This is a genomic window from Bradyrhizobium sp. Kon69 (assembly GCF_055807515.1).
The window spans coordinates 176,421-197,905 of sequence record NZ_JBVVOS010000011.1 but is presented as its reverse complement, the minus strand read 5'-3'; the positions used below and the strand labels follow the sequence as shown (position 1 = coordinate 197,905).

Below are 21,485 nucleotides of genomic sequence, written 5' to 3'. Positions count from 1 at the left end.
CCGCTGGAGCCATGATCCCCCAAACCGTCGCAATTCCGCGCTAGCCTTACGGTCCGCACCGCAGCGTCGCCGGGCAGGGAGAACGATCATGGCTACGAACATGCCGGCGCTCCGCCGCGCGACCCTGGTGCTGATGGTGTCGGCATTCGCGCTCGCAGGATTTGCGCGCGCCGACGATCCGCCGCAGCCGCGCGCCGAAGCGGCGGCAGCAGCCGGACCGAAGGGCGGTCGCGGCGGCGCACAAAGTACTTCGCAGAATGCATCGTCATCCGCCGAGCCGCACCGTCTTCCGCCGGATTCCACCACGAAGCAGACGCTCGATCTTCCCGGCCGCACCCTCAATTTCGCAGCGACCGCCGGATCGATCCGCGTGTTCGACGGCAAGGGCGAGCCGGTGGCCGACATCGCCTATACATCCTATGAGCTCGACGGCGCCGACCGAGCGACGCGTCCGGTGACCTTCCTGTTCAACGGGGGGCCCGGTGCGTCCTCGGCATGGCTCCAGTTCGGCGCGGCGGGGCCGTGGCGGCTGCCGCTCGATGGCGAAGCGCTGTCGCCCTCCGCCTCGCCCGAGGTGAAGCCGAACGCGGAGACCTGGCTCGATTTCACCGATCTCGTCTTTATCGATCCCGTCAGCACTGGCTACAGCCGCTTTGTCGCGACCGGCGATGACGCGCGCAAATCGTTCTACTCTGTTGACGGTGACGTCAATTCGATCGCGTTGGTGATCCGCCGCTGGCTCGAGAAGCACGACCGGCTGACCTCGCCGAAATACGTCGCCGGCGAAAGCTATGGCGGCATTCGCGGGCCGAAGGTGGTGCGACAGCTGCAGCTCCAGCACGGCGTCGGCGTCAGGGGATTGATCCTGGTGTCGCCGCTGCTGGACTTCCGCGAGTTCACCGGCACCAGCCTCCTGCAATATGTCGCGACGCTGCCGAGCTATGTCGCGGTGACGCGGGAGGCGAAAGGCTCGGTCAAGCGCGCCGATCTCGCCGACGTCGAGGCTTACGCGCGCGGCGAATTTCTAGCCGACCTCGTCAAGGGCGAGGCGGACAAGGAGGCGACCAATCGTCTTGCCGACAAGGTCGCCGAGCTCACCGGCATCGACCAGGCGGTCAGCCGCCGGCTCGCCGGCCGCTTTGACGTCGGCGAATTCCGCCGCGAATTCGACCGCAAGAACGGTAAGGTGACGGGGCGCTACGATGCCTCGGTGCGCGGCTTCGATCCCTATCCGGATTCGAGCAGCTCGCGGTTCGGTGATCCCTCCGGCGATGCGCTGCAGGCGCCGCTGACGAGTGCCGCAGTTGACCTGCTGACACACAAGCTCAATTGGCGGCCCGATGGCTCCTACGAGGTGTTGAACGGCGCCGTCGAGGGTCACTGGGATTTCGGCCGCGGCATCAACCCGCCGCAGTCGGTCTCCGAGCTGCGCCAGATCCTCGCCACGGATGCGAAGCTGAACGTGCTGGTCGCGCACGGCCTGTTCGATCTCGCCACGCCGTATTTCGGATCGAAGCGGGTGCTCGACCAGTTGCCGGCCTTCGCAACACAGCGTGTCAAGTTCGTGGTCTATCCCGGCGGCCACATGTTCTATTCGCGCGACGGCTCGCGGCAGGCCCTTCGGAGCGAGGTCGAGGCGCTCATTCGGGAGTAGGCAATCGCTTGCGCGGCTTGTATCTCCGCGCGATCTCGCGGGCTACGACGGCCGCAGGCTTGATGTTGGCGCCCGCGATCCAGACGTCGCTGATCCTCCCGCGCTTGTCGCGGACGCGGCGGACCGGCTCGCCGTGGCTTGAGTAGCCGGCGGCCCAGGCGACCTTGCCGGTGTCGCGACCGGTCACCTCGATCTCGGCGGCATCCATGAACGGGTTGTTGAACTGGGGATTGGCGACCAGCACGCGGTTGCCGACCGGCACGAGGTCGTTCGCGCCCCAGATCGTCCACCAGCGCCCGGTCCAGTCGCGCACGCGCCGGTCGGGTGCGCCACGGGACTGGAAGACGCGCAGGATCTGCATCGCGCCGTCCATCCAGAACGGCGCCGCGCCGTCGATGGAGTTGCTGAGGATGCTGATCGCGAGCTCGCAAGAGGGGATGGAGCAGGTCCGCGAGATGTAACCTTGAAAGCCGCCGCCATGGCCGAACCAATCCCAGCCGTCGGTTTTGCCGGCGTTGACGCCGAGGCCGTAATAGGCCTCGAAGCTTTGCGGCACGCGCCAATGGTTTCGCGTCATCTCGCGCCGGCTCGCGGCCGATAGCACGCTCTTTTTCGCATTGGGCGCGAGCTGCGCGAAGAAGCGCGCCGTGTCGGCGGCGGTGGCGGCGAAGCCCGTGGCGGAGGCCATCGCGTGGGTGGGATTGTCGCCGGGGATCACGCATCGCTCGCCGTACGGCACCCTTCGTGTGTGGCCGCGCGCGAACGGCGCACCTTTGGGAAGCGGCGCGTCCGGCTCGGTCTCGCGCAGGCCCGCGGGTTCGATGATCTCGCGCTTCATCCAGGCGCGGTAAGGCTCCTTCGTCACCGCCTCGATGACGAGACCGAGCAAGCCAAAACCGTGATTGGAATATTTGAAGCGTGTGCCCGGCTCGATGACGGTCGGCAGCTTCAATTCCGCGAGCAGCTCCTTGGCGCTCAGATACGGACGGCTGTCGATGAACTGGCCGGAATCGGCGCCGTCGCGCGTCAGTCCCGCGCTGTGCGAAAGCACTTGCGCAATCGTCGTTTCCGCGACGCGCGGATGCAGGCCGGCGACATATTGGCCGATGGGATCGTCGAGCCGGAGCTTGCGCTGCTCGCGCAGCTTCATGATGCCGGCCGAGGTAAAGCTCTTCGAGTGCGAGGCGATGCGGAAGCGGTGGCGCGGGGTGAGCTTCTCGCCGGTGTCGAGATTGGCGAGGCCGAACGCGTGCTCGGCGACGATTTCGCCGCGATGGGCGAATGCGACCATGACGCCCGGCTGCTGGATTGTGGTGTGCTGGAATTCGATCCAGGAGCCGATGTAGTCGATCGCGGATCGCAGCCAATTGTCCATTGTGCACCGATTTGCGAGGGGAAGATGGGTGGGCAAGCTAGCCGAGAACGCAGAACGGGCACAACCCTGAGGTTGTGCCCGTTCGCTTCGTTCAAAGATGCGATGTTCTTAATAGACGAGAGTCGCTCCGGTCGGCTTGTCGAGCGCGGTGGCGAGCGAACGATATTCGGAGCTGTCGGTGCCGGCGAGCGAGGCGAGCTTGTTCAGGTGATACTGCGCCTGCTCGCGGTTGCCCTGCTCGAGCTGCCAGAGGCCGTAATACTGCCAGGTGCGGACGTGGTTCGGATCGTCCTTCAGCGCCAGCTCGTAATAGACCTTCGACGACTGGTAGTCGCCGAGTTTGCGATAGGAGTAGCCGATCAGATTGGCGACGTCGGCGACGTCCTCGCGCTTGAGCGACTTCAGCTGGCCGATCGCGCCGGTGTAGTCGTGATTGTCGTAGATCGTGGTGTAGGCGGTGCGATAGGCGGCGAGGAATTTGGGATCGTTGACGGAGGAGCTCTTCTTCTTGCCCTTCTTGGTCGAGGTGTCCGACGATGGCGGCGACGAGGGGGTGTCGCCACCTGCGGCATAGGCGCTGGTCAGAGCCGGCCCGGCCGCCAATGTCATGGCGACAAGTCCTGGCACAAGAAGCGTTGAGAGTTTTCGCATCTAAGTTCTCCCGTATGGAACGTGGCGATCCTACACGATTGCCCAAAGACCGGAACACCCATCAGGCGAAAACATTCCCGGCACCCCGGCCTATTCACCCTGCGGGCAGATGACAAACTTGTCATCCAGATGAACGGGAGCCTGCTGCGGGCTTCAGATTGGGTTCAGTGCGTGCCCCCTAGGCTCCAACCTACGATCAAAGGGTTGGCGAGAGGGCGCCCGCCTCAAGATCCTTCCAAGAGGAGACCAACCATGCTGAAGACCATTTCCGCAGCCTTGCTTGCAGCTTCCGTGATCGCAGCCCCGGCCTTCGCAGCCGAGGCCGGCAAGACCACCACGACCACGCCGGTGATCAAGGCGGACCAGGCCCAGACCAAGGTGTCCACCACCGCCGCGAAACCCGACGCCGGCCTCAAGGCCGATGCCAAGACGTCGGACGTCAAGGCTTCCGGTGTCAAGGCTTCGGACGTCAAGGCCGACGCCAAGGTGGATACCAAGTCGAAGGCGATGAACGCCAACGCCGCGGTCACACCGGACGCGCACAAGACCGTGCGCACGCATCGCCACCACCACAAGCATCTGTCCGCGAAGAAGTCGCTGACGACGCAGCCGGACGTGACCAAGCCGGCGACGATGGAGAAGCGCAGCTAACGACTGATCCTGCGCGGCGGCGTTCTAGCATTGCCCAGCCGCCGCGTGAGGAATTCAGGCCGGCCCGTTCGTCACGCCTTGCGCGAAAGCTCGAGGTGCTGGCGACGGGCCGGTACGACCATGCTGAAGCCCGCGAGCAACGTCCCAGGTTTGGCGGCCGCCAAGAAAACCTCGAAAACAACCCCATGCACAGTAGCCGGTGGTAGATAAATCAATGGTTTGAGCGGTGGCTCATCTGCGGATTTTACGAATCCGTTTGACTCGTCGGGCAAAACACCTGTAGACATGCATCATTGCAACCTTGGGGCTGAACGTCTCCGAGACTGATCGAGCGGAGAGCGTAAGCGGTGCGGCGACGAGCGAAACGCGCAGTGAGCTTGGCGTTGATGCTGGCACTGCCGCTGGCGCTCACGGGATGTTTCGGCAGCGACGGTGACCGTCCAACCCTGATGGACGGGACTCAGGCCGGAGGTCCACAACCGTTCCCGGATAATTTCCGCGGCGACACGCTGGCCTTGATGCGCAGCTATCTGAACAACCCCGTCGGCGTGCGTGACGCCAGCATGGCCGAGCCGGTGCAGCGCGAGGTCGGCGGTCGGCAGTTCTACGTCAGCTGCCTGCACTTCACCCCACGCGAGACCGACGGCACCTACAAGGCCATGAGGGAACGCGCCGTGATTTTCGTCAACGGCCGGGCGGACCGCGTCGTCGATCGCGCCAGCGAGCTGTGCGCGGGCGCGGTTTACGTACCCTTTCCGGAACTTGAAAAGATGACGCGGTAGCGCAAAGCCCACCTTCATCGCTTGGTGATAGGACAAAGCCCGCCGGAGCTGCCGGATCACATTTCGGGGAGCTTTGAACGGCGTGGTTTGCGTTGCGACTAATCGTTACGGCAGGCTCTGTTTCCGGCGGAAAAAAACCGTCGGCACGAGCCTGCGGGACGGAACAAAATCGCGCTGTTGCCGCTCCGTCACAGTCACGAACGATCAACGTTCCGGCATCGCCGCGAAGCAACCCAATTCACGCCACGTTGTTTCCTGAGTGTCGAATTTGAAAGAACGGGGATGATCATGAAGAGGATTTTGCTGGGTGCAGTTGCCCTGCTTGCGCTGGCCGCGCCCGCTGCCGCAGCCGACATGCAGGCGCGCACCTACACCAAGGCTCCGGCCTACACGCCGCCGCAGGTGATCTACAACTGGACCGGCTTCTACATCGGCGGCCATGTCGGCGGCGCCTTTGCCGGCGACAGCAGCTTCCAGTCGAGCGACGCGCGCTTCCTCGGCGGTGTCCAGGGCGGCTTCGACTACCAGTTCGCGCCCAATTGGGTCATGGGCGTCGAGGCGCAGTATTCCTGGCTGCCGACCAACAACGGCGGTGCCACGTTCCCGCTGGGCACGCAGGTGACGTCCAATACCGACCAGCTCGGCTCGGTGACCGGCCGCATCGGCTACACCTGGGGTCCGGCGCTGCTTTACGCCAAGGGCGGTTATGCCTGGCGTAACGGCGGCCTCGGCGTCAATATTGCCGGCGTGCCGCAGCCCTTCACCGCCACCGGCAACAGCAAGGACGGCTATACCGTTGGCGCTGGCCTCGAATACATGTTCGCGCCGAATTGGTCGGCCAAGGCCGAGTACCAGTATTACAACTTCGGCAGCACGACGATCACCTCCGGTCCGGTCGACGTTGTCGGCGTCCGCGGCCGGGAGGACGAGCATACCGTCAAGGTCGGCGTGAACTATCGCTTCGGCTGGGGCGGTCCGGCAGCCTCGCGCTACTGACGCACCACCAACGATCACGATCTAACAAAGGCCGGCTCCCGCCGGCCTTTCGTTTGCCGGGCTCTGGTTGCCAGCCTTCTGTCGTTTGCATTGCGTCAACCATCTGGCGCGTCATTTGCAAGCAAACGTTTTGGCGCGCGCTTTCTCACGGGCGTCATGGAGCTCGGGTAAAGCAAAAATAATTTTTGCAGCTTAGGGAACTCGCGCGCCGGAACGCGTTATATGACAATTACCGGGCTGGTGGGACGACGGACATGCGTATCTTGGTGTCGGCTGTGGTGCTCTCGTGCTTCGTCAGTTTGCCGTGCGCTGCCCAAACAATCCTCAAATCCGAGCCTCTGATGCTGGCACCCTACGAGGTGGCCTTCGTCAAGGACGCCTCGTGCTCCTCCGGCAAGGTGCTGAAGGTCACCGGCGCGATCCGTGGGCTGCATCGCCGGAAGGCCTGCGTGGCTCTGGCGGGCGAGCAGGCCTCGCTCGCGACCGCGACGCCCTGAGCTTTTCCTGAGCTCTGGCTTCCCACCTTTGATCCGTCTTTAGGAATTCAGCTCAAGCTCCATCCTCGCCTGGCGATCGGCCTCGGCCTTGTTTCGGGCCGGGTCCTCGCCCTGTGCGGCCCGGCAGGGCTTGATCTCGTAATCATTGTCGAGCACCCGGCGTGGCCCGGGGCGGTTGTCATCCGCGGATACGTCCACGACAAGACCACTTCGCTGCGCGAGCCTCCAAACGTCGGACTCATCAGGATAGGCCTTGCTGATCTGGGCGTCGTTGCAGAACAGGGCGTAGGGCATTCTTCCCGCTCCCGGAAAGCGCGTTAACGACTTTGCGGGGGAGGGGTTCCGATTGCCGGTCGATCACGCGGCCGTGATCAGGGTCGCCGGGGCCTGAGTCCTTAACGAGTCCTGAATCCCGAAAAAAAGAATCCCCGGGACTCATTTGGCGGAATCAGGGGATGTTTTCGGCCATGACGACCGACCTGAAAACCTCTTGCGGGCACATGCTGCTGCCCCTCACGCTGGCCCTGTTCGGCGCCTGCGCGGCCAATCTCTGGCTGGTGTGGTCCTGGCTGTAGCCCGCGACGGGAGGCCCCGGCTTTACTTTTCAGCCGGTGGCGGGGAGGAGGCGTCGCGAATGGCGGCGCGCAGTTTGGTCAGGGTGGCCGCGCAATACTCCTCGCGCTCGCGCTCGAACCGCTCCTGATGCTTGCGGAAATTGGCGATGCGGGCCTGCATCTCGGTGCGGACGTCGTGGCTCGCCGCGCGCGGCGGCGGGAGAGGCAAGGGTTGGGGCGGAAGTGGCTTGCTCTCGACGACGGTGTTGACGGGGACGGTCTGCACCGACGCGGCCACTGTCGCCATCGGGATCTCCGGTGGATGCAAGTCATCCTTTTTGCCGGTTACCGATTGGACGAAGGCCATTGTCTGCGCGATCAGCGCGTCGCGTTCCGTGATCCACTTCATGGTGCACCCCTGTCGGGGTCATTCCAGCAAAGCTGGCCGGCCGAATCAAGAAGGTGTTGGGTGGGGGATTGCATATTTTTCCCGGCCGCCCGACAGTGGGGAATGGTTGCCAAAGCAGACCATTCAGCCGAAGCCGAGGGCTTGAGGCTCGTCCGCGCGTTCCTGTCGCTGCCGCCCGACAAACGGGCGGAGGTGATCGCGTTCGTTGAGGAGTTGGCCCGCGCCAAACGCCGTCCCGAGGAGGGCGCCGACGTCTCGCCGGGGTGAGGGCTAGCGCTCCCGCGGATTGAGGTTAGGCTCGAACGGAGCCCCGACCACCCGAACCGGCGTCGGAGCGGTCACATCGATCACTGCCCGTTGGGCCTGCTGCTTTGCCGGAGCCGGTTCGAACAGCGCAATTGCTCCTGCCAAGGCGCTACAGCACAGCGTCACCATCGCCAGCAGAAACATGTTTCGGTTTTCTTCCGTGATCCGCATGCGCCGACAACGGACGACGCCGCCGACCGGTTCCGGCTTTCCACGCCCGGCTCGCACCCCGGGATAGGCTGAAGCTTACGCCAAGCTTACGGCGGAAGCCCAAATAGTTAGTTTTCCGTAAGACTACCCGGGACATTCGGCATCAAATCTTAACGTCAGCTGGTTCCAATGCACGGTGCTGGGAATATGCATCGGCAGAAAATCACTGGGGCGGCTGCAATGAGCGTTTTGAACAATCTGAAAATCGTGTGGAAGGTCGCGCTGATCGTCGCCGTGATGGGCTTTGCCATGGTCGCCGTCGCGGGCTTCGGCACGCGCGAGCTCTCGGCAACGGTCGACGGCTTCGCCGAGCTTTCCGCAGCACAATCCTCAGCGCTCAACCTGACGCGGGCCCAGCGCCGTGCAGAGACCTATCATGCAGCGCTCTATGCGGTCTTCACCGAGGCGACGGAGGCGGGCAACGCCAACCGTCTCAAGACCGCGACCCAGAACCGCGATGAAATCCGCCAATACCTCGATGCAGCCGAGCAGGACGATCCCGCGCGCGCGAGCCAGATCAAGAGCATCGGCGACCAGTTGAAGGCGGTGTTCGCCGGCTGCGATCCGGTGCTGAAGGCAGGCTCGCTCGCAAGCAGCCCGGAAGAGAACGCCAAGGCAGCCGAACGTGCGCATAAGGAGTGCGATCCGGTGATGGATGCGGCCCTGGGGCGCATTGCAAAGTTCGTGGGCGAGACCGCAGAGGCGGTCGCCAAACGCAAGGACGCCATCAACCGCGACGCCAAATCCGCGACCTGGACTGTGATCGGCGTCAGCGCCGGCGGCCTGATCCTGGGGATCGCGATCGCACTGTTCATCGGCCTCAATGCGATGTCCCGGCCGATTGCCCGCCTCAAGCTCGCCATGGAGGGCCTTGCCCGCAACGATCTCAAGACCGAGGTGCCCGAGAAGGACCGCCGCGACGAGATCGGCGACATGGCGAAGACGGTCGAAATCTTCAAAACCAACGGGATCGAGGTCGAGCGCCTCAAGGCTTCGCAGGTCGAAGTGGAGAAGCAGGCCTCCGATCAGCGCAAGCGCGACATGGTCAACCTTGCCGACGGCTTTGAGCGCGCGGTCGGCGAGATCATCGAGACAGTAGGCTCGGCGTCCACCGAGCTCGAAGCGTCGTCCTCGACGCTGGCCACCACCGCGCAGCGTGCGCAGGAGCTGACCTCGGTCGTCGCAATCGCCTCTGGTGAAGCCACCAGCAACGTGCAGTCCGTTGCGACCGCCACGGAGGAGCTGTCTTCCTCGGTCAACGAGATCAGTCGCCAGGTGCAGGAATCGGCACGGATGGCGGGCGAGGCCGTCACCCAGGCCCGCACCACGACGGTGCGCGTCAGCGAGCTCTCGGTTGCGGCGACGCGCATCGGCGACGTCGTCGAGCTGATCAACACCATTGCCGGCCAGACCAACCTCCTGGCGCTCAACGCCACGATCGAGGCGGCACGCGCCGGCGAGGCCGGCCGCGGCTTCGCCGTCGTCGCCTCCGAGGTGAAGACGCTGGCCGAGCAGACCGCCAAGGCGACCGGCGAGATCAGCCAGCAGATTTCCGGCATCCAGACCGCGACGCAGGAATCCGTCAACGCGATCCGCGACATCTCCGCGACGATCGAGCGGCTCTCCGAAGTGTCGTCGACCATTGCCGCGGCCGTCGAGGAGCAGGGCGCTGCGACCCAGGAGATCTCGCGCAACGTGCAGCAGGCCGCCCACGGCACCCAGCAGGTCTCCACCAACATCGCCGACGTGCAGCGCGGTGCAGCCGAGACCGGCTCGGCCTCCTCGCAGGTGCTTTCCACCGCCAAGATGCTGGCGACCGATAGCAACCGGCTGAAGGACGAAGTCGGGAAATTCCTCCACACGGTGCGCGCCGCGTAGGTCTGCGCGGCGGCATCCGTCCGCCGCGCTTGCACTCATCGCGTCAGCAGAAATCCCATTGCGAATGCGAACAGCACGGCCGTCATGACGACGGCCGCCGCGGCGCCGGCGGCGATCCTGGCCTTCTCTTTGGTTGTGGTGGAGCGCATGGGGCTGCAATCTACCTCATGTTGAACTCTGATCCAATCTGTGATCAGTAGCCGCGCCCGCGACGCGCGCGGCCAAGATGTGTTGCCGAAGGTCGACCCATGAGCGACGATGTCAGTGACGGCTGGGCCGCATCCGCCATGGCCTGGATCGTCGAGCAGGGCGAGGACGGCGACTATGGCCGCCGCTTCGTGCTGGACGCGCCGATGCGGGCGCGGATCGAAGGGCGAGGCTTCCGCAATGCGCTCGACGTCGGCTGCGGGGAGGGGCGCTTCTGTCGCATCATGCAGTGCGCCGGTATCCGCACCACTGGCGTCGATCCAACCCAAGCGCTGCTCGCGCGTGCCATTGAGTTGGACCCGCAGGGCGACTATCGGCTCGGCCGAGCCGAGACGATGGATTTCGGCGCGGAGTTCGATCTGGTCGTCAGCTATCTCAGTTTGATAGACATGCCCGATCTCGCTGGATCTATCGCGAGGATGGTGGCGGCGCTGCGGCCGGGCGGTACGCTCTTGATCGCCAACCTGACCAGCTTCAACACCGCCGGTCCGCCCGAGGGCTGGACGCGTGACGGCGAGGGCATCTTGCGCTTCGTCATTGATCATTACATGGACGAGCGGCCCACCTGGGTGACATGGCGCGGCATTCGCGTCCAGAACTGGCATCGTCCGCTCTCGATCTACATGACGCTGCTGCTCGATCACGGACTCCAGTTGCGCCTGTTCGTTGAGCCGCAGCCTACGGGCGGTGATCCCGACAGAATTGCCCGTCATCGCCGGGTGCCCTTTTTCCACATCATGGAGTGGCAGAAGCCGGCTTGAGACGGACTTCGGACGCGAAGCTCTACCTGCTAGTGTGTTCACGACGGAATCATGGTCTTAGGTCTGCCCGGTGATCGCCAAACGTCCACCTGTGCTCGCCCATGAGCGCTTCGCCGCCGACCGCGATAATTTCGCGGGCCTCGATCTCGCCGCGCGGTTCGAGCGGATCGAAAAGACCAACCTGTGGGGCGCGGCCACCTCGGTGTCGGGCCTCGGTTCGGAGGACCCCGCGACCGCAGCGGTCCGCGAGGCGCTTCCTCTCCTGCTGCAACGGCTCGGCGCGCACTCGCTGCTCGACGCGCCCTGCGGGGACGCGGGCTGGATCGGCCGCATCAAGCTCGATCTCGACTACACCGGCATCGACATCGTGCCGTCGCTGATCGCGGCCAATCGCAAGCGCGTGGCTGGCGGCGAATCGTCAGGCCGGTTTCTCGTTGCCGACATCACGCGCGATGCGCTGCCGCGCGCGGATGTCGTTCTGTGCCGGGACTGCCTGGTGCATCTGAGTTTCCAAAACATCGTCCGCGCCGTCGCGAACTTTCGCGCCAGCGGCGCGCATTTCCTGCTGGTCACGACATTTCCCGAATGGGACGACAATCGCGATTGCGAGGACGGCGACTGGCGGGCGTTGAACATGGAGAAGGCGCCGTTCGACTGGCCGGCACCGCCCGCGCTGATCAACGAACGTTGCGAAGAGGGCGGTGGCGGCTGGCGCGACAAGAGCCTCGGGCTGTGGGCGATGAATGAACTGCCCGATCGTGTCCTCACTGCCCCGGAGATGTGACGGACGCGAGCGGAACGTCCGTTGCGTCAGTGATTGCCGTCGCGCTATACTTTGGGTTGCATGATGCCGTCTCGCATTGCGGGGACGATGCCGGAGCACGCCATGAGACCGAGTGTTGTGGTCCTCGCCATCCTGGTCTGGTGCTGCGCGCCCGCGCTGGCGGAGCAGGACGGCGCTGCGCTCTACGCAAGCCACTGCGCGCAATGCCACGATGGCGGCGATGGCCAGAGCCGTGTGCCAGGCCGCGGCGCCATGCTGGGGATGTCGTTCGACCATGTGCTGGGAACGCTGACTTCCGGCAGCATGGCGGCGATGGCGAAGGACCGCAGCGAATCGGAACGGCGCGCGATTGCTGCCTTCGTCACCGGCAAGGCCGCGGTGGGCGACAAAGTAGTCGATGCGGAGGGACGCTGCACGCAGCAGGTCAACTTCTTTCCGCAACCACTCGATGGTCCGCGCTGGAATGGGTGGGGTGTCGACGCTGGCAACAGCCGCTTCCAGCCGGCCGACATGGCCGGCCTGACCGCGGAAGAGGTGCCGCGCCTGCGGCTGAAATGGGCTTATGCCTTTCCCGGCGCCTCGGTGTCGTTTGCGCCGCCGACGATCGTGGGCGGTCTGCTGTTCATCGGCGGCACTGACCGCAAGGTGCACGCGCTCGATGCGCGAAGCGGCTGCACGCTGTGGACGCTGCCGACTGATGCTGCCGTGCGCGCGGCGATCAGCTTCGGGCCGCTTCCCGGCACCGATCAGTTCGCGATCTTCTTCGGTGACTTGCGCGCCAATGCCTATGCGGTGAACGCACTGACTGGCGCGCTGATCTGGAAGACGAAGATCGAGGAGCATCCGGCAGCGCGCATCACCGGAGCGCCGACGCTACATTCCGGCGTGCTCTACGTCCCGGTCTCCTCGCTCGAGGAGGCCTCCGGTTCGCAGGCCAGTTACGAATGCTGTACTTTCCGCGGCAGCGTGGTCGCGCTCGAGGCTGTGACCGGCAAGCAGGTGTGGCAGGCCTACACGATTCCGGAGGTGCCGCACCCGACTGGCAAGAATGCAAGAGGCACGCAACTGTTCGGCCCGTCCGGCGCGGCGGTGTGGTCGGCACCGACGATTGATCCGAAACGCAACGCCGTCTACGTCGCGACCAGCAATTCCTATTCGAATCCGCCGGCCGCAACTGCCGATGCGGTCCTCGCTTTCGAGCTTGCGACCGGTAAGCTGCTCTGGAAGCAGCAGGCGACCCCGAGCGACGCCTTCATTGTCGCGTGCTTTGGCACGGATAAGACCAATTGTCCTGAAGATCACGGGCCTGACCACGATTTTGGCCAGTCGCCGATTCTCGTGACCTTGCGCGATGGCAGGCGCGTTCTTGCCATCGCGCAGAAGTCCGGCGTCGTGCACGCGCTCGATCCTGATGATGGCGGCAAGATTCTGTGGCAGACGCGGATCGGGAAGGGCGGTGCGCTCGGCGGCAGCGAGTGGGGCTCGGCCGCCGACCAGGATCGCATCTATGTCGCGAACTCCGACGTGCGGTTCCTGCGCGATGGCACGCGGCGGCTCGATTCCACCCAAGGCGGTGGTCTCTTCGGCCTCGACCTCGCCAGTGGAAAAATTGCGATGGAAGTACCTCCTGTCGCTTGTGGCGATCGCCTCCAATGCAGCCCTGCGCTGTCGGCTGCCGTGAGCCTGATCCCCGGTGTCGTGTTTTCCGGCGGCGTCAGCGGCTTCCTGCGCGCGTACGCGACAGCCGACGGAAAGCTGTTGTGGGAGTACGACACGGCGCGAGACTATACGACGGTGAACGGCGCCCCTGCTCACGGCGGCGCGATCGACGGCCCCGGACCGATCATCGCCGGCGGCATGCTCTACACCAATTCCGGCTACGGGCAATGGGGCGGCGTCGCCGGCAACGCATTGCTGGCGTTCGAGGTTGCGAAGGAGTGAGGGTCCGTCCTGGATCGCCCTGCGCCCCAGGCGAGCGACAGAACCCGTCAGCCAACTGAGGACGAAGGAATTTCGATGATCGGCGCGAGATGTCGTTGCGGCGCTCTGGCGCTGTCGCTTCCAGGACCTTCCAGGCTCGTCGTCGCCTGCCACTGCATTGACTGCCAGCGTCGAACCGGCGCGCCGTTCGGGGTCGGTGCGTTCTATCCGGCGGAGGGCGTCACGATCTCGGGGGCGTCGAACGAATACGTCCGGACAGCCGCAAGCGGCGGCAAGGTCCGCAGCTATTTTTGCCCCGCGTGCGGTTCGACCGTCTATTGGAAGGCGGACAATCTGCCTGCGATGATCGGCGTTGCCGTCGGCGCGATCGCGCTTCCGAACTACCCGGCGCCCATCCGCTCGGTTTTCGAACAGTCGAAACATGCCTGGGTGGAAATATCAGGCGCCGAGCACTTCCAGCAAAGCAGCGCGCCGAAGCATTCGAAGTGAGAGCTGCGCGTCAAATTTCGCGCCAAGGCTTCGCGGCGAAATGAATTCGCGCCGCTCCCGTGTGGTTCCGCCGAGAGGTTGGATTGGCGGCAGTCCCTCTGCTGCGGGTGAGACAATAGCTAGCGGTCCGGATTGGAACGAACGTGACAAAAACTCGTTTGCCGACCGGAGCTAACGATGAATAACACGGAAATCTTTGAACCTTTCTTGAAGCGGTTGCGGGTCAGTACCGAAATTGATGAAGAGGACGAGGCCGCTATCCGTGATCTGCCGATCACGGCGAAACGGATGGCTGGCGGTCAGCCGGTCGTTTCTCTCGGAGATCGACCTTCGGCGTGCTGCCTTGTCGTTGATGGCTTTATCCTGAGATCGAAGATCGTCGGCAATGGCCACCGCCAAATCATGGCCTTTCACCAACCCGGCGACATTCCCGATCTGCAGGGCCTCTTTCTGCATGTGATGGACCATGACGTCAGCACGCTTGGCGACAGCGTTCTCGGCTTCATTCCCCATGCAGCGGTGCGCTCACTTATAAGAAAGCGGCCCAACGTGGCCGAAGCGCTTTGGCGCGATACACTGACCGACGCCGCGATCTTCCGGGAGTGGATTTGCAACGTTGGTCAACGCGAAGCCACAAGCCGCGTGGCGCATCTCGTGCTTGAGCTTTACACCAGATTGAAAGCGATCGGCCGAGCGGACGGCCTGTCCTTCGATTTTCCGGCCTCTCAGGCACTCCTCGCCGACGCCGTCGGCACCAGTGTGGTTCACATGAATCGCGTCGTTCAGCAGCTGCGTGCTCAGCGCGTGTTGGACCTGGAGCGGGGAAGAATATCGATCCTTGATGAAGCGAGGCTGCGCGAAATAGCAGACTTCGACGTGCTTTACCTTCATCTCAATCCGTCGCTCTGAGCCATGAAGTTCTACTTCGATATCAAGGACGATTTTTTCGCTGCGGTCGACGAGGATGGGGTGGATTTGCCCGGCCCCGAAGCCGCCGAACGAGAGGCGATCGCAATGGCGACCTCGATTGCCAGAGACGTCGCGTCGGCAAAGGGGGCGCAGGTCCTTATTACAGTGAGGAACGAGAAGCACCCGCTGCTCGAGTTGAGTGTAACGGTCGCTCGGAAAGCTCTGAGGTGATTGCCTTGGAAATCGATTCTGGCCGTCGTCAGACGGAGGAGTGCCCCGATCTATAAGGCCGTGGTGTCGGCTAAATCGGTGGTGCCGGCTGAGGGGATTGAACCCCCGACCTTCGGTTTACAAAACCGCTGCTCTACCGCTGAGCTAAGCCGGCGACGCCTGGAGAAGCGGGGCAGGGCCGGCGTACGCCGGAGCCCTCCGCCCGTGCGCGCCGCAATACCAGACTTGCCCGGAAAGTGCCAGAACCCGCGATGCCCGATGCAGACATGAATCAGGCGGCCCGAAGGCCGCCTGATCTGTCGCATCGGTTCAGACCGCCTTATTGGCAGATGTGCCGGCGGCCGTCTTCGCCCTTGAACCAGGTGCCGGGCGTGCAGACGAAGCCGTTGCGCTGGGCGTAGGTGCGGGTGTCCCAGCCGCGGTTGTCCCAAGAATTATTCCACGAATTATCCCAACCATTGTCGTAGGCGTAGGCGTCGTTCGGGGCACGGAACGGGGCGGTTGCGATTGCGCCTGCAGTCCCGATGGCCGCGCCGGCCACGCCAGCGGCTGCTCCGACCGCGCCGGTGGCGACGTCGGTCGGCCAGAAGCCGGTGCGGCTCCTGTTCCAGTCGTTATTCCAGTCGCCGTTGGTGGTCTGGCGATAGGACACGCGACGATGCCGATAGCCGCTATCGGTGTACGGATTTCCCGGACCGACGTTCTGGCAGTTGGCGTTGGGGAATTGCGCCGCGCAGCGGCCGGGATTGGTGATCACGGCCTGCGCCATGGCAGAGCCTGTCACCAGGGTCGCCGCAATCGCCGTGGCTCCGAGAAGTTTGATGTTCATGATTGTTTGGCTCCCGTTTTGTTGACGGGGGCTAAACGCCGAAGGCGCCGGACGTTCCGCTGAAACCGGCGGATTTTCGTGTGCGACAGTCAAACGGAAGTGAGCACGCGCCACGGTTCCGGACTGCAGGGGCCGCCGGCGTTAATGCTTCACTAGTTCGCTTTAGAGGATTTGAGCGGCGCGCAATCCTTACACATTAGGCTTACCAGCAATTGGTGAGAGGGCCTTAACCCTCTCTGCGCCGCCATCGGGTAGGTTGTCGCCGGATAAATGGGATCCCCTCATGCGCGTATCTGCGCTCGCCGCCTTTCTGATCGGACTGCCCGCGACGGCGTTTGCCGGCGGCGGCTTCGATATCGTCGTTCCCGGTCGCCCCGGCGTGCCCATCATCATCAACAACATCGACGCGTCCTATACCGTGATCGAGGGGACCTGGGGCCTGGGGAAGAACGTCCAGGTGCAGCCCACGATCTATGGCGGGCGCTATGTCGCCGAGCGCCAGCCCACGGACGTCGGCCATTACTACCCGACGCTGGGCCTGCGGCCCGGCTATGGCCGGCTTGAGGTCGAGCCGCCCGCGAACCGCAAATTGCCCAAGCCCGCCGAAGGCTATTACCAAAGCTGGGGCGCGCAATCGGCGCCGCTGCCGCCGCAGATGGACGTACCCGTCAATCCGCCGCCGGTGATCCTCGCGCCTGAGATCAATGACCAGCCGCGGCGTCCTCGGCCGCGGCCGCATGCAGAGATACCCGGCAGGCCGCCGGGTTAAGAAACGAAAACAACAAACGAAAACCAACAGGAGAGAGTAATGCGTCAGATGATTTCGGGACTGGTCGCGGCGGCTGCCGTGATGTTCGCCGCCACCGCGCCCGCCGCGGCCTGCGGCTTCAATCCGTGCCAGCCGGTCGCGCCGGTCTATTCCGGCTGCAACACCGGTTGTGGCGGTTACGGGGCCGGCTACGGCTACGGCTACGGCGCCTATGAGCGTCTCGCCGAGCCCACCACGCAATATTATCACGTCAACCAGGGCCCGACCTACACCGGCCCAGGTGCCTTCGCGCCGTATCCGACCTACCGTGAGGACGCGGTGGTTGCGCCCGCCAATTACGGCTACGGCCGTGGTTATGGCTATGGGCACGGCTATGGCTATCGCGCCGCCGCGGTCGAAGCGCCGGCCGCCTATCCCTACCGCCGCCCGTATTACCGCCCGTATCGCTACGGCTACGGCCCGCGCGCCGGCTATCTGCCGCGCACGCATTACGGCTATGGTCCGCGCTACGGCTACGCCCCGCGCCATGCGCCGTACTATGGCGGCCACCGCGTGCTGCGTCGCTATTACTGATCGCTTGATCGTTTGAGCCAACGAGACGCCCGTCCGCGATGCGGACGGGCGTTTTGTTTTGTTACCGCTTCATCAGCCCGAGCCGGCTGGCGCCGACATAGAGCGAGAGCACGGCGGCATTCGAGACGTTGAGGCTCTTGATCTCGCCGGGCATGTCGAGCCGCGCCACGACGCTGCAGGTCTCGCGCGTCAATTGCCGCAGGCCCTTGCCTTCCGCGCCCAGCACCAGCGCGAGCGGCTCGCGCAGGGTGACCTCGGAGAGATCCGCGCTGCCTTCACTGTCCAGCCCGACGGTCTGGAAGCCGAGTTCGTTCAGCGTGGTCAATGCGCGGGCGAGGTTTTGCACCGTCACCATCGGGACCAGCTCCAGCGCGCCGGAGGCGGCCTTGGCCAGCACGCCGGTCGCTTCCGGGCTGTGGCGCGCGGTGGTGACGATCGCCTTCACGGCGAATGCCGCCGCCGAGCGCAGGATCGCGCCGACATTGTGCGGATCGGTGATCTGGTCGAGCACCAGCACGATGCCGTCCTGCTCCAAATCCTCGATGTCTGGCGAGGGCAGGGGATCGGCCTCGGCGAGCAGGCCCTGGTGCACGGCGTCGGGCGACAGCAGCCGGTCGATCTCCTGGGGCCGGACGATCTCAGGTATGACGCGGGTTTCGATGTTCTCGTCCGCGAGGCGCTTTGCAGCGTTCTCGGTCAGCGTCAGCTTGCGGATCTGCCGCTGGGGGTTGGCGAGCGCCATGGTGACGGTGTGCCAGCCATAGAGGATGACGGGACCGTCGGTGTCCGAATCGCGCTCGCGCCGAGGCGGGCGACCGGCCGATTTTCCGGGCCTGTTGAAGGGCTTAGACCCGCCGCGGGGGCCCCTCGGGTTGAATTTTCGATCCTTCATGGGCTCGCTTGTGTCACGGGTCCCGGAATATGGCAATTTGGGTGGTGTCGGGGGCGATTTTAGCTGATCGCCTCGGTTGACTTTACCCCATCGCTTCGCCGATAACCGCGCCCGGTCGCGCCCCCATCCGGGCTGTCGCGGCCTTCACGTTCCATGGCCGTCTTCGGTCGCCGGCAAGGTCCGGCCCGATTGTGCTGCCGTCGAGCGGGGGAGTGTCCCGAGTGGCAAAGGGAGCTGACTGTAAATCAGCCGCCTTATGGCTTCGCAGGTTCGAGTCCTGCCTCCCCCACCACCTTGTAATAACTAAAGAATTTTTGATTTTGTAGCCGACGCCTGAGGGCGCCTCCCCTCAAGGCTTTCCTCCAGGCCCCACTCCAAGCCCCAACTGATCTTGCGCTGAGAGAGCATCGCCCGAGATGCGATCCTCGGCGAAAAGCGAACCCGCTGCCCTGAACGTGACGAAGTCTAGCCAAGGGAGGTGTCGATCCGCTTTGCTTGGCCCTGTCTCCCTGGCCACGGGGGGGCGCTGTATCAGCCATACTGACTAGGCTGAACAATCGGGGAGGACTTCAGCACCTAGTTGTTTCATGCTCAACTTTCGCGCATTGAGGGGTGCGAGATTAAATCCGGGGCAACTCATTCATCTGACATTGCATTCGCCTGTCGCGCTTCGCGCCGCAACAAAGCTTGCCATCAATGGATAAACGCTCATTAAGCGAACGAGATATCTGCACGAAGTTCATCACGCCTGCGCTACGCAAAGCTGGGTGGGACGAAATGCTGCAAATCCGCGAGGAGGTCGGCTTTACCAAGGGCCGCATCATCGTGCGCGGCAAGCTGGTCACGCGCGGGAAGACCAAGCGCGCCGACTATGTCCTTTACTACAAGCCGAACATTCCGCTGGCGCTGATCGAGGCCAAGGACAATTCTCATAGCGTCGGCGACGGTATGCAGCAGGCGCTGGACTACGCCGCCACACTCGATATCCCTTACGTGTTCAGCTCGAACGGTGACGGATTTGTGTTTCACGACCGCAGCGGCGAGAGCAGGCCGCGCGAGCTGAACCTTGATCTTGCAGCTTTCCCTTCGCCGGCCGATCTGTGGGCACGCTATCGTGTCTGGAAGGGTCTCGACGCTGAAGCCGAACGGATTGTGCTTCAGGACTATTTCGACGACGGTAGTGGCAAGGTTCCGCGCTACTATCAGGTCAACGCCATCAACGCCGCGATCGAGGCGATCGCCAAGGGCCGCGACCGCGCGCTGCTCGTCATGGCGACCGGCACCGGCAAGACCTATACGGCGTTCCAGATCATTTGGCGGCTCTGGAAGGCAGGGCGCAAGAAGCGCATCCTGTTCCTCGCCGACAGAAACGTTCTGATCGACCAAACGATGGTGAATGATTTCCGCCCGTTCGGCGCGGTAATGGCGAAACTATCGACTAACGCAAAAACTATCGAGCGGCAGGACGGCACGACCATTGATCTGACGCTGGGGCTCGATAAGAAGCGGCGCATTGACACAGCCTTCGAGGTCTATCTCGGGCTCTACCAGGCGATTACGGGGCCGGAGGAGCGCCAGAAGCTCTATCGCGAGTTCTCGCCTGGCTTTTTCGACCTGATCGTGATCGACGAATGCCATCGCGGCAGCGCGGCCGAGGATTCGGCTTGGCGGGAAATCCTCACGCATTTTTCAGGCGCGACACAGATTGGCCTCACAGCCACGCCGAAAGAAACCGAATATGTCTCCAACACCGATTATTTTGGCGAGCCGGTCTATACTTATTCGTTGAAGCAGGGGATCAGCGATGGCTTCCTCGCACCTTACAAAGTCATCAAGGTACATATCGACCGCGACGTGGAAGGTTATCGGCCGGAACTCGGCAAACTCGACCGAGACGGAAACGAAGTAGAAGACCGCATTTACAACGCCAAGGATTTCGACCGGAACATCGTGCTCGACGATCGCACGGTCTTGATTGCAAAGAAGATCACCGAGTTTCTCAAGGAGAGCGGCGACCGTCTCCAGAAAACTATCGTGTTCTGTGTCGATGAGGAGCACGCGGCGCGCATGCGGCAGGCGCTCGTCAACGAAAATGCCGATATGGTCGCCGCGAACCAGCGCTACGTTATGCGCATTACTGGCAGCGACAAGGAAGGCCAGGACCAGCTCGGCAACTTTATTGATCCGGAGTCGAAATTTCCCGTACTGGTCACGACCTCACGGCTTCTCTCAACCGGCGTTGATGCGCAAACTTGTCGGCTAATCGTGCTGGATCGCGCAGTCGGTTCCATGACCGAGTTCAAGCAAATCGTCGGGCGCGGCACCCGTGTTCACGAGGACACAAAGAAGTTCTTCTTCACGTTGATCGATTTTCGCGGCGCGACTAGCCATTTCGCCGATCCGGATTTCGACGGCGATCCGGTACAAATTTACGAGCCGGACGACGGCGATCCGATTGCTCCGCCCGACGAGGCACCCCAAGAGAGCGATGCTATCCCGCCGACCCCGGGCGAGGACGAAACGATAGTCTATCAACCCGGCTTGCCGCTGCCCCCTAGCGATGTTGGTGGACGAAAGGTTTATATAGATGGCGTAGGCGCCCGCATCCTTGCCGAACGCATCGAATATCTCGACGAGAACGGTAAGCTTGTCACCGAATCTCTGCGTGATTTCACTAAGATGGCACTGAAGAAGCGCTTCGCCAGTCTCGACGATTTCCTGAAACGCTGGAGATCGGCCGAACGCAAGCAGGCGATTATCGAAGAGCTGGAATCCGAAGGCCTCGCGCTTGATGCAGTGGCCGACGAACTCGGTAAGAACCTTGATCCATTCGACCTGATCTGCCATGTCGCGTTCGACAAGAAGCCGCTGACGCGGCGCGAACGGGCCGAGAACGTCAAGAAGCGCGACGTCTTCACAAAGTATGGTCCGCAAGCTCGATCCGTGCTCGATGCTTTGCTAGAAAAGTATCGGGACGACGGAATGCTTAATCTCGATGACACCAATGTTCTGAAGGTGACGCCCTTCACTACGATGGGGAGCGTCGTCCAACTCATAAAGGCGTTCGGCGGCAAGGAAGGCTTCGAGAAAGCCGTCCACGAAATGCAGGATGCGATTTATCAGGAAAGTGCTTAGTT

Annotated in this window: 23 protein-coding genes and 2 tRNA genes; 17 read left to right on the top strand and 8 right to left on the bottom strand. The window is 63.4% G+C overall.

Translation table 11 applies throughout. The features are described 5' to 3' along the window. The first annotated feature begins 88 nt into the window (after positions 1 to 88). A complete protein-coding gene (locus AC0L3U_RS17155; RefSeq protein ID WP_473362507.1) occupies positions 89 to 1,654 on the top strand; it encodes a S10 family peptidase in 1,566 nt (521 codons plus the stop codon). On the opposite strand, the gene AC0L3U_RS17150 is transcribed toward AC0L3U_RS17155, so the two are convergent. Both AC0L3U_RS17150 and AC0L3U_RS17145 read right to left on the bottom strand, forming a co-directional pair. Further along, on the bottom strand, positions 1,641 to 3,029 hold the full coding sequence (locus tag AC0L3U_RS17150) for a serine hydrolase domain-containing protein (protein ID WP_473362506.1): 1,389 nt from the start codon (positions 3,027 to 3,029) through the stop codon (positions 1,641 to 1,643). The genes AC0L3U_RS17155 and AC0L3U_RS17150 overlap by 14 nt on opposite strands. A gap of 108 nt (positions 3,030 to 3,137) precedes the next feature. Beyond that, a complete protein-coding gene (locus AC0L3U_RS17145) occupies positions 3,138 to 3,680 on the bottom strand; it encodes a tetratricopeptide repeat protein (RefSeq protein ID WP_473362505.1) in 543 nt (180 codons plus the stop codon). Between the two features lie 252 nt (positions 3,681 to 3,932). On the opposite strand from AC0L3U_RS17145, the gene AC0L3U_RS17140 reads away from it, so the two are divergent. The 4 genes from AC0L3U_RS17140 (at position 3,933) to AC0L3U_RS17125 (ending at position 6,606) form a co-directional block, all read left to right on the top strand. Further along, positions 3,933 to 4,331, top strand: a complete 399-nt coding sequence (locus AC0L3U_RS17140; protein WP_473362504.1) for a His-rich protein BRANT — start codon at positions 3,933 to 3,935, stop codon at positions 4,329 to 4,331. A 386-nt stretch (positions 4,332 to 4,717) separates the two neighbouring features. Then, positions 4,718 to 5,113, top strand: a complete 396-nt coding sequence (locus tag AC0L3U_RS17135) for a hypothetical protein (RefSeq protein ID WP_035961651.1) — start codon at positions 4,718 to 4,720, stop codon at positions 5,111 to 5,113. A gap of 288 nt (positions 5,114 to 5,401) precedes the next feature. Continuing rightward, positions 5,402 to 6,109 carry an outer membrane protein gene (locus AC0L3U_RS17130; RefSeq protein WP_219683804.1) on the top strand — a complete coding sequence of 236 codons (708 nt, stop codon included), beginning with the start codon at positions 5,402 to 5,404 and terminating at the stop codon, positions 6,107 to 6,109. A gap of 254 nt (positions 6,110 to 6,363) precedes the next feature. Continuing rightward, a complete protein-coding gene (locus AC0L3U_RS17125) occupies positions 6,364 to 6,606 on the top strand; it encodes a hypothetical protein (protein WP_018455389.1) in 243 nt (80 codons plus the stop codon). 39 nt (positions 6,607 to 6,645) lie between these two features. On the opposite strand, the gene AC0L3U_RS17120 is transcribed toward AC0L3U_RS17125, so the two are convergent. Together AC0L3U_RS17120 and AC0L3U_RS17115 are read right to left on the bottom strand one after the other, a co-directional pair. Beyond that, the gene (locus AC0L3U_RS17120) at positions 6,646 to 6,900 is read right to left on the bottom strand and encodes a hypothetical protein (RefSeq protein WP_007602660.1); all 255 of its coding nucleotides are present in this window, start codon (positions 6,898 to 6,900) and stop codon (positions 6,646 to 6,648) included. Between the two features lie 303 nt (positions 6,901 to 7,203). Continuing rightward, positions 7,204 to 7,569, bottom strand: a complete 366-nt coding sequence (locus AC0L3U_RS17115; protein WP_473362503.1) for a hypothetical protein — start codon at positions 7,567 to 7,569, stop codon at positions 7,204 to 7,206. 102 nt (positions 7,570 to 7,671) lie between these two features. Between AC0L3U_RS17115 and AC0L3U_RS17110 the strand changes: the two genes are divergently transcribed. After that, the gene (locus AC0L3U_RS17110) at positions 7,672 to 7,836 is read left to right on the top strand and encodes a hypothetical protein (protein ID WP_473362502.1); all 165 of its coding nucleotides are present in this window, start codon (positions 7,672 to 7,674) and stop codon (positions 7,834 to 7,836) included. Positions 7,837 to 7,839: 3 nt separating this feature from the next. On the opposite strand, the gene AC0L3U_RS17105 is transcribed toward AC0L3U_RS17110, so the two are convergent. Continuing rightward, complete coding sequence (locus tag AC0L3U_RS17105; protein ID WP_473362501.1) at positions 7,840 to 8,019, bottom strand: hypothetical protein; 180 nt, start codon at positions 8,017 to 8,019, stop codon at positions 7,840 to 7,842. 246 nt (positions 8,020 to 8,265) lie between these two features. Between AC0L3U_RS17105 and AC0L3U_RS17100 the strand changes: the two genes are divergently transcribed. The 7 genes from AC0L3U_RS17100 to AC0L3U_RS17070 all read left to right on the top strand — a co-directional run bounded on the left by AC0L3U_RS17100 (position 8,266) and on the right by AC0L3U_RS17070 (position 15,285). Continuing rightward, positions 8,266 to 9,963: a methyl-accepting chemotaxis protein gene (locus tag AC0L3U_RS17100; RefSeq protein WP_473362500.1), complete on the top strand. Its 1,698-nt coding sequence runs from the start codon at positions 8,266 to 8,268 to the stop codon at positions 9,961 to 9,963. A 248-nt stretch (positions 9,964 to 10,211) separates the two neighbouring features. Next, positions 10,212 to 10,931 (top strand): class I SAM-dependent methyltransferase, encoded by a 720-nt coding sequence (locus AC0L3U_RS17095; RefSeq protein WP_473362499.1) that lies wholly within the window; start codon positions 10,212 to 10,214, stop codon positions 10,929 to 10,931. 70 nt (positions 10,932 to 11,001) lie between these two features. Next, complete coding sequence (locus AC0L3U_RS17090; protein WP_473362498.1) at positions 11,002 to 11,715, top strand: class I SAM-dependent methyltransferase; 714 nt, start codon at positions 11,002 to 11,004, stop codon at positions 11,713 to 11,715. 102 nt (positions 11,716 to 11,817) lie between these two features. Beyond that, positions 11,818 to 13,656 carry an outer membrane protein assembly factor BamB family protein gene (locus tag AC0L3U_RS17085; protein ID WP_473362497.1) on the top strand — a complete coding sequence of 613 codons (1,839 nt, stop codon included), beginning with the start codon at positions 11,818 to 11,820 and terminating at the stop codon, positions 13,654 to 13,656. Between the two features lie 75 nt (positions 13,657 to 13,731). Continuing rightward, positions 13,732 to 14,145 carry a GFA family protein gene (locus AC0L3U_RS17080; RefSeq protein WP_473362496.1) on the top strand — a complete coding sequence of 138 codons (414 nt, stop codon included), beginning with the start codon at positions 13,732 to 13,734 and terminating at the stop codon, positions 14,143 to 14,145. A gap of 177 nt (positions 14,146 to 14,322) precedes the next feature. Beyond that, a complete protein-coding gene (locus AC0L3U_RS17075; RefSeq protein WP_473362495.1) occupies positions 14,323 to 15,054 on the top strand; it encodes a Crp/Fnr family transcriptional regulator in 732 nt (243 codons plus the stop codon). 3 nt (positions 15,055 to 15,057) lie between these two features. Further along, the gene (locus AC0L3U_RS17070) at positions 15,058 to 15,285 is read left to right on the top strand and encodes a DUF6894 family protein (protein WP_027518659.1); all 228 of its coding nucleotides are present in this window, start codon (positions 15,058 to 15,060) and stop codon (positions 15,283 to 15,285) included. A 79-nt stretch (positions 15,286 to 15,364) separates the two neighbouring features. Here AC0L3U_RS17070 and AC0L3U_RS17065 read toward each other — a convergent pair. Together AC0L3U_RS17065 and AC0L3U_RS17060 are read right to left on the bottom strand one after the other, a co-directional pair. After that, positions 15,365 to 15,439: transfer RNA gene (locus AC0L3U_RS17065), tRNA-Thr, on the bottom strand. Between the two features lie 165 nt (positions 15,440 to 15,604). Next, positions 15,605 to 16,114 carry a hypothetical protein gene (locus AC0L3U_RS17060; RefSeq protein ID WP_473362494.1) on the bottom strand — a complete coding sequence of 170 codons (510 nt, stop codon included), beginning with the start codon at positions 16,112 to 16,114 and terminating at the stop codon, positions 15,605 to 15,607. A 283-nt stretch (positions 16,115 to 16,397) separates the two neighbouring features. Here AC0L3U_RS17060 and AC0L3U_RS17055 point away from each other — a divergent pair, with 283 nt between their 5' ends. Together AC0L3U_RS17055 and AC0L3U_RS17050 are read left to right on the top strand one after the other, a co-directional pair. Next, positions 16,398 to 16,883, top strand: a complete 486-nt coding sequence (locus tag AC0L3U_RS17055; RefSeq protein WP_473362493.1) for a hypothetical protein — start codon at positions 16,398 to 16,400, stop codon at positions 16,881 to 16,883. Positions 16,884 to 16,922: 39 nt separating this feature from the next. Further along, complete coding sequence (locus AC0L3U_RS17050; protein WP_247819142.1) at positions 16,923 to 17,456, top strand: hypothetical protein; 534 nt, start codon at positions 16,923 to 16,925, stop codon at positions 17,454 to 17,456. 61 nt (positions 17,457 to 17,517) lie between these two features. Here AC0L3U_RS17050 and rlmB read toward each other — a convergent pair whose 3' ends face one another. Continuing rightward, positions 17,518 to 18,348, bottom strand: a complete 831-nt coding sequence (rlmB, locus tag AC0L3U_RS17045) for a 23S rRNA (guanosine(2251)-2'-O)-methyltransferase RlmB (protein ID WP_473287618.1) — start codon at positions 18,346 to 18,348, stop codon at positions 17,518 to 17,520. 206 nt (positions 18,349 to 18,554) lie between these two features. On the opposite strand from rlmB, the gene AC0L3U_RS17040 reads away from it, so the two are divergent. Continuing rightward, positions 18,555 to 18,640, top strand: a tRNA-Tyr gene (locus AC0L3U_RS17040). Between the two features lie 404 nt (positions 18,641 to 19,044). Then, positions 19,045 to 21,483, top strand: a complete 2,439-nt coding sequence (gene hsdR, locus AC0L3U_RS17035) for an EcoAI/FtnUII family type I restriction enzme subunit R (RefSeq protein ID WP_473362492.1) — start codon at positions 19,045 to 19,047, stop codon at positions 21,481 to 21,483. Positions 21,484 to 21,485 lie beyond the last annotated feature (2 nt).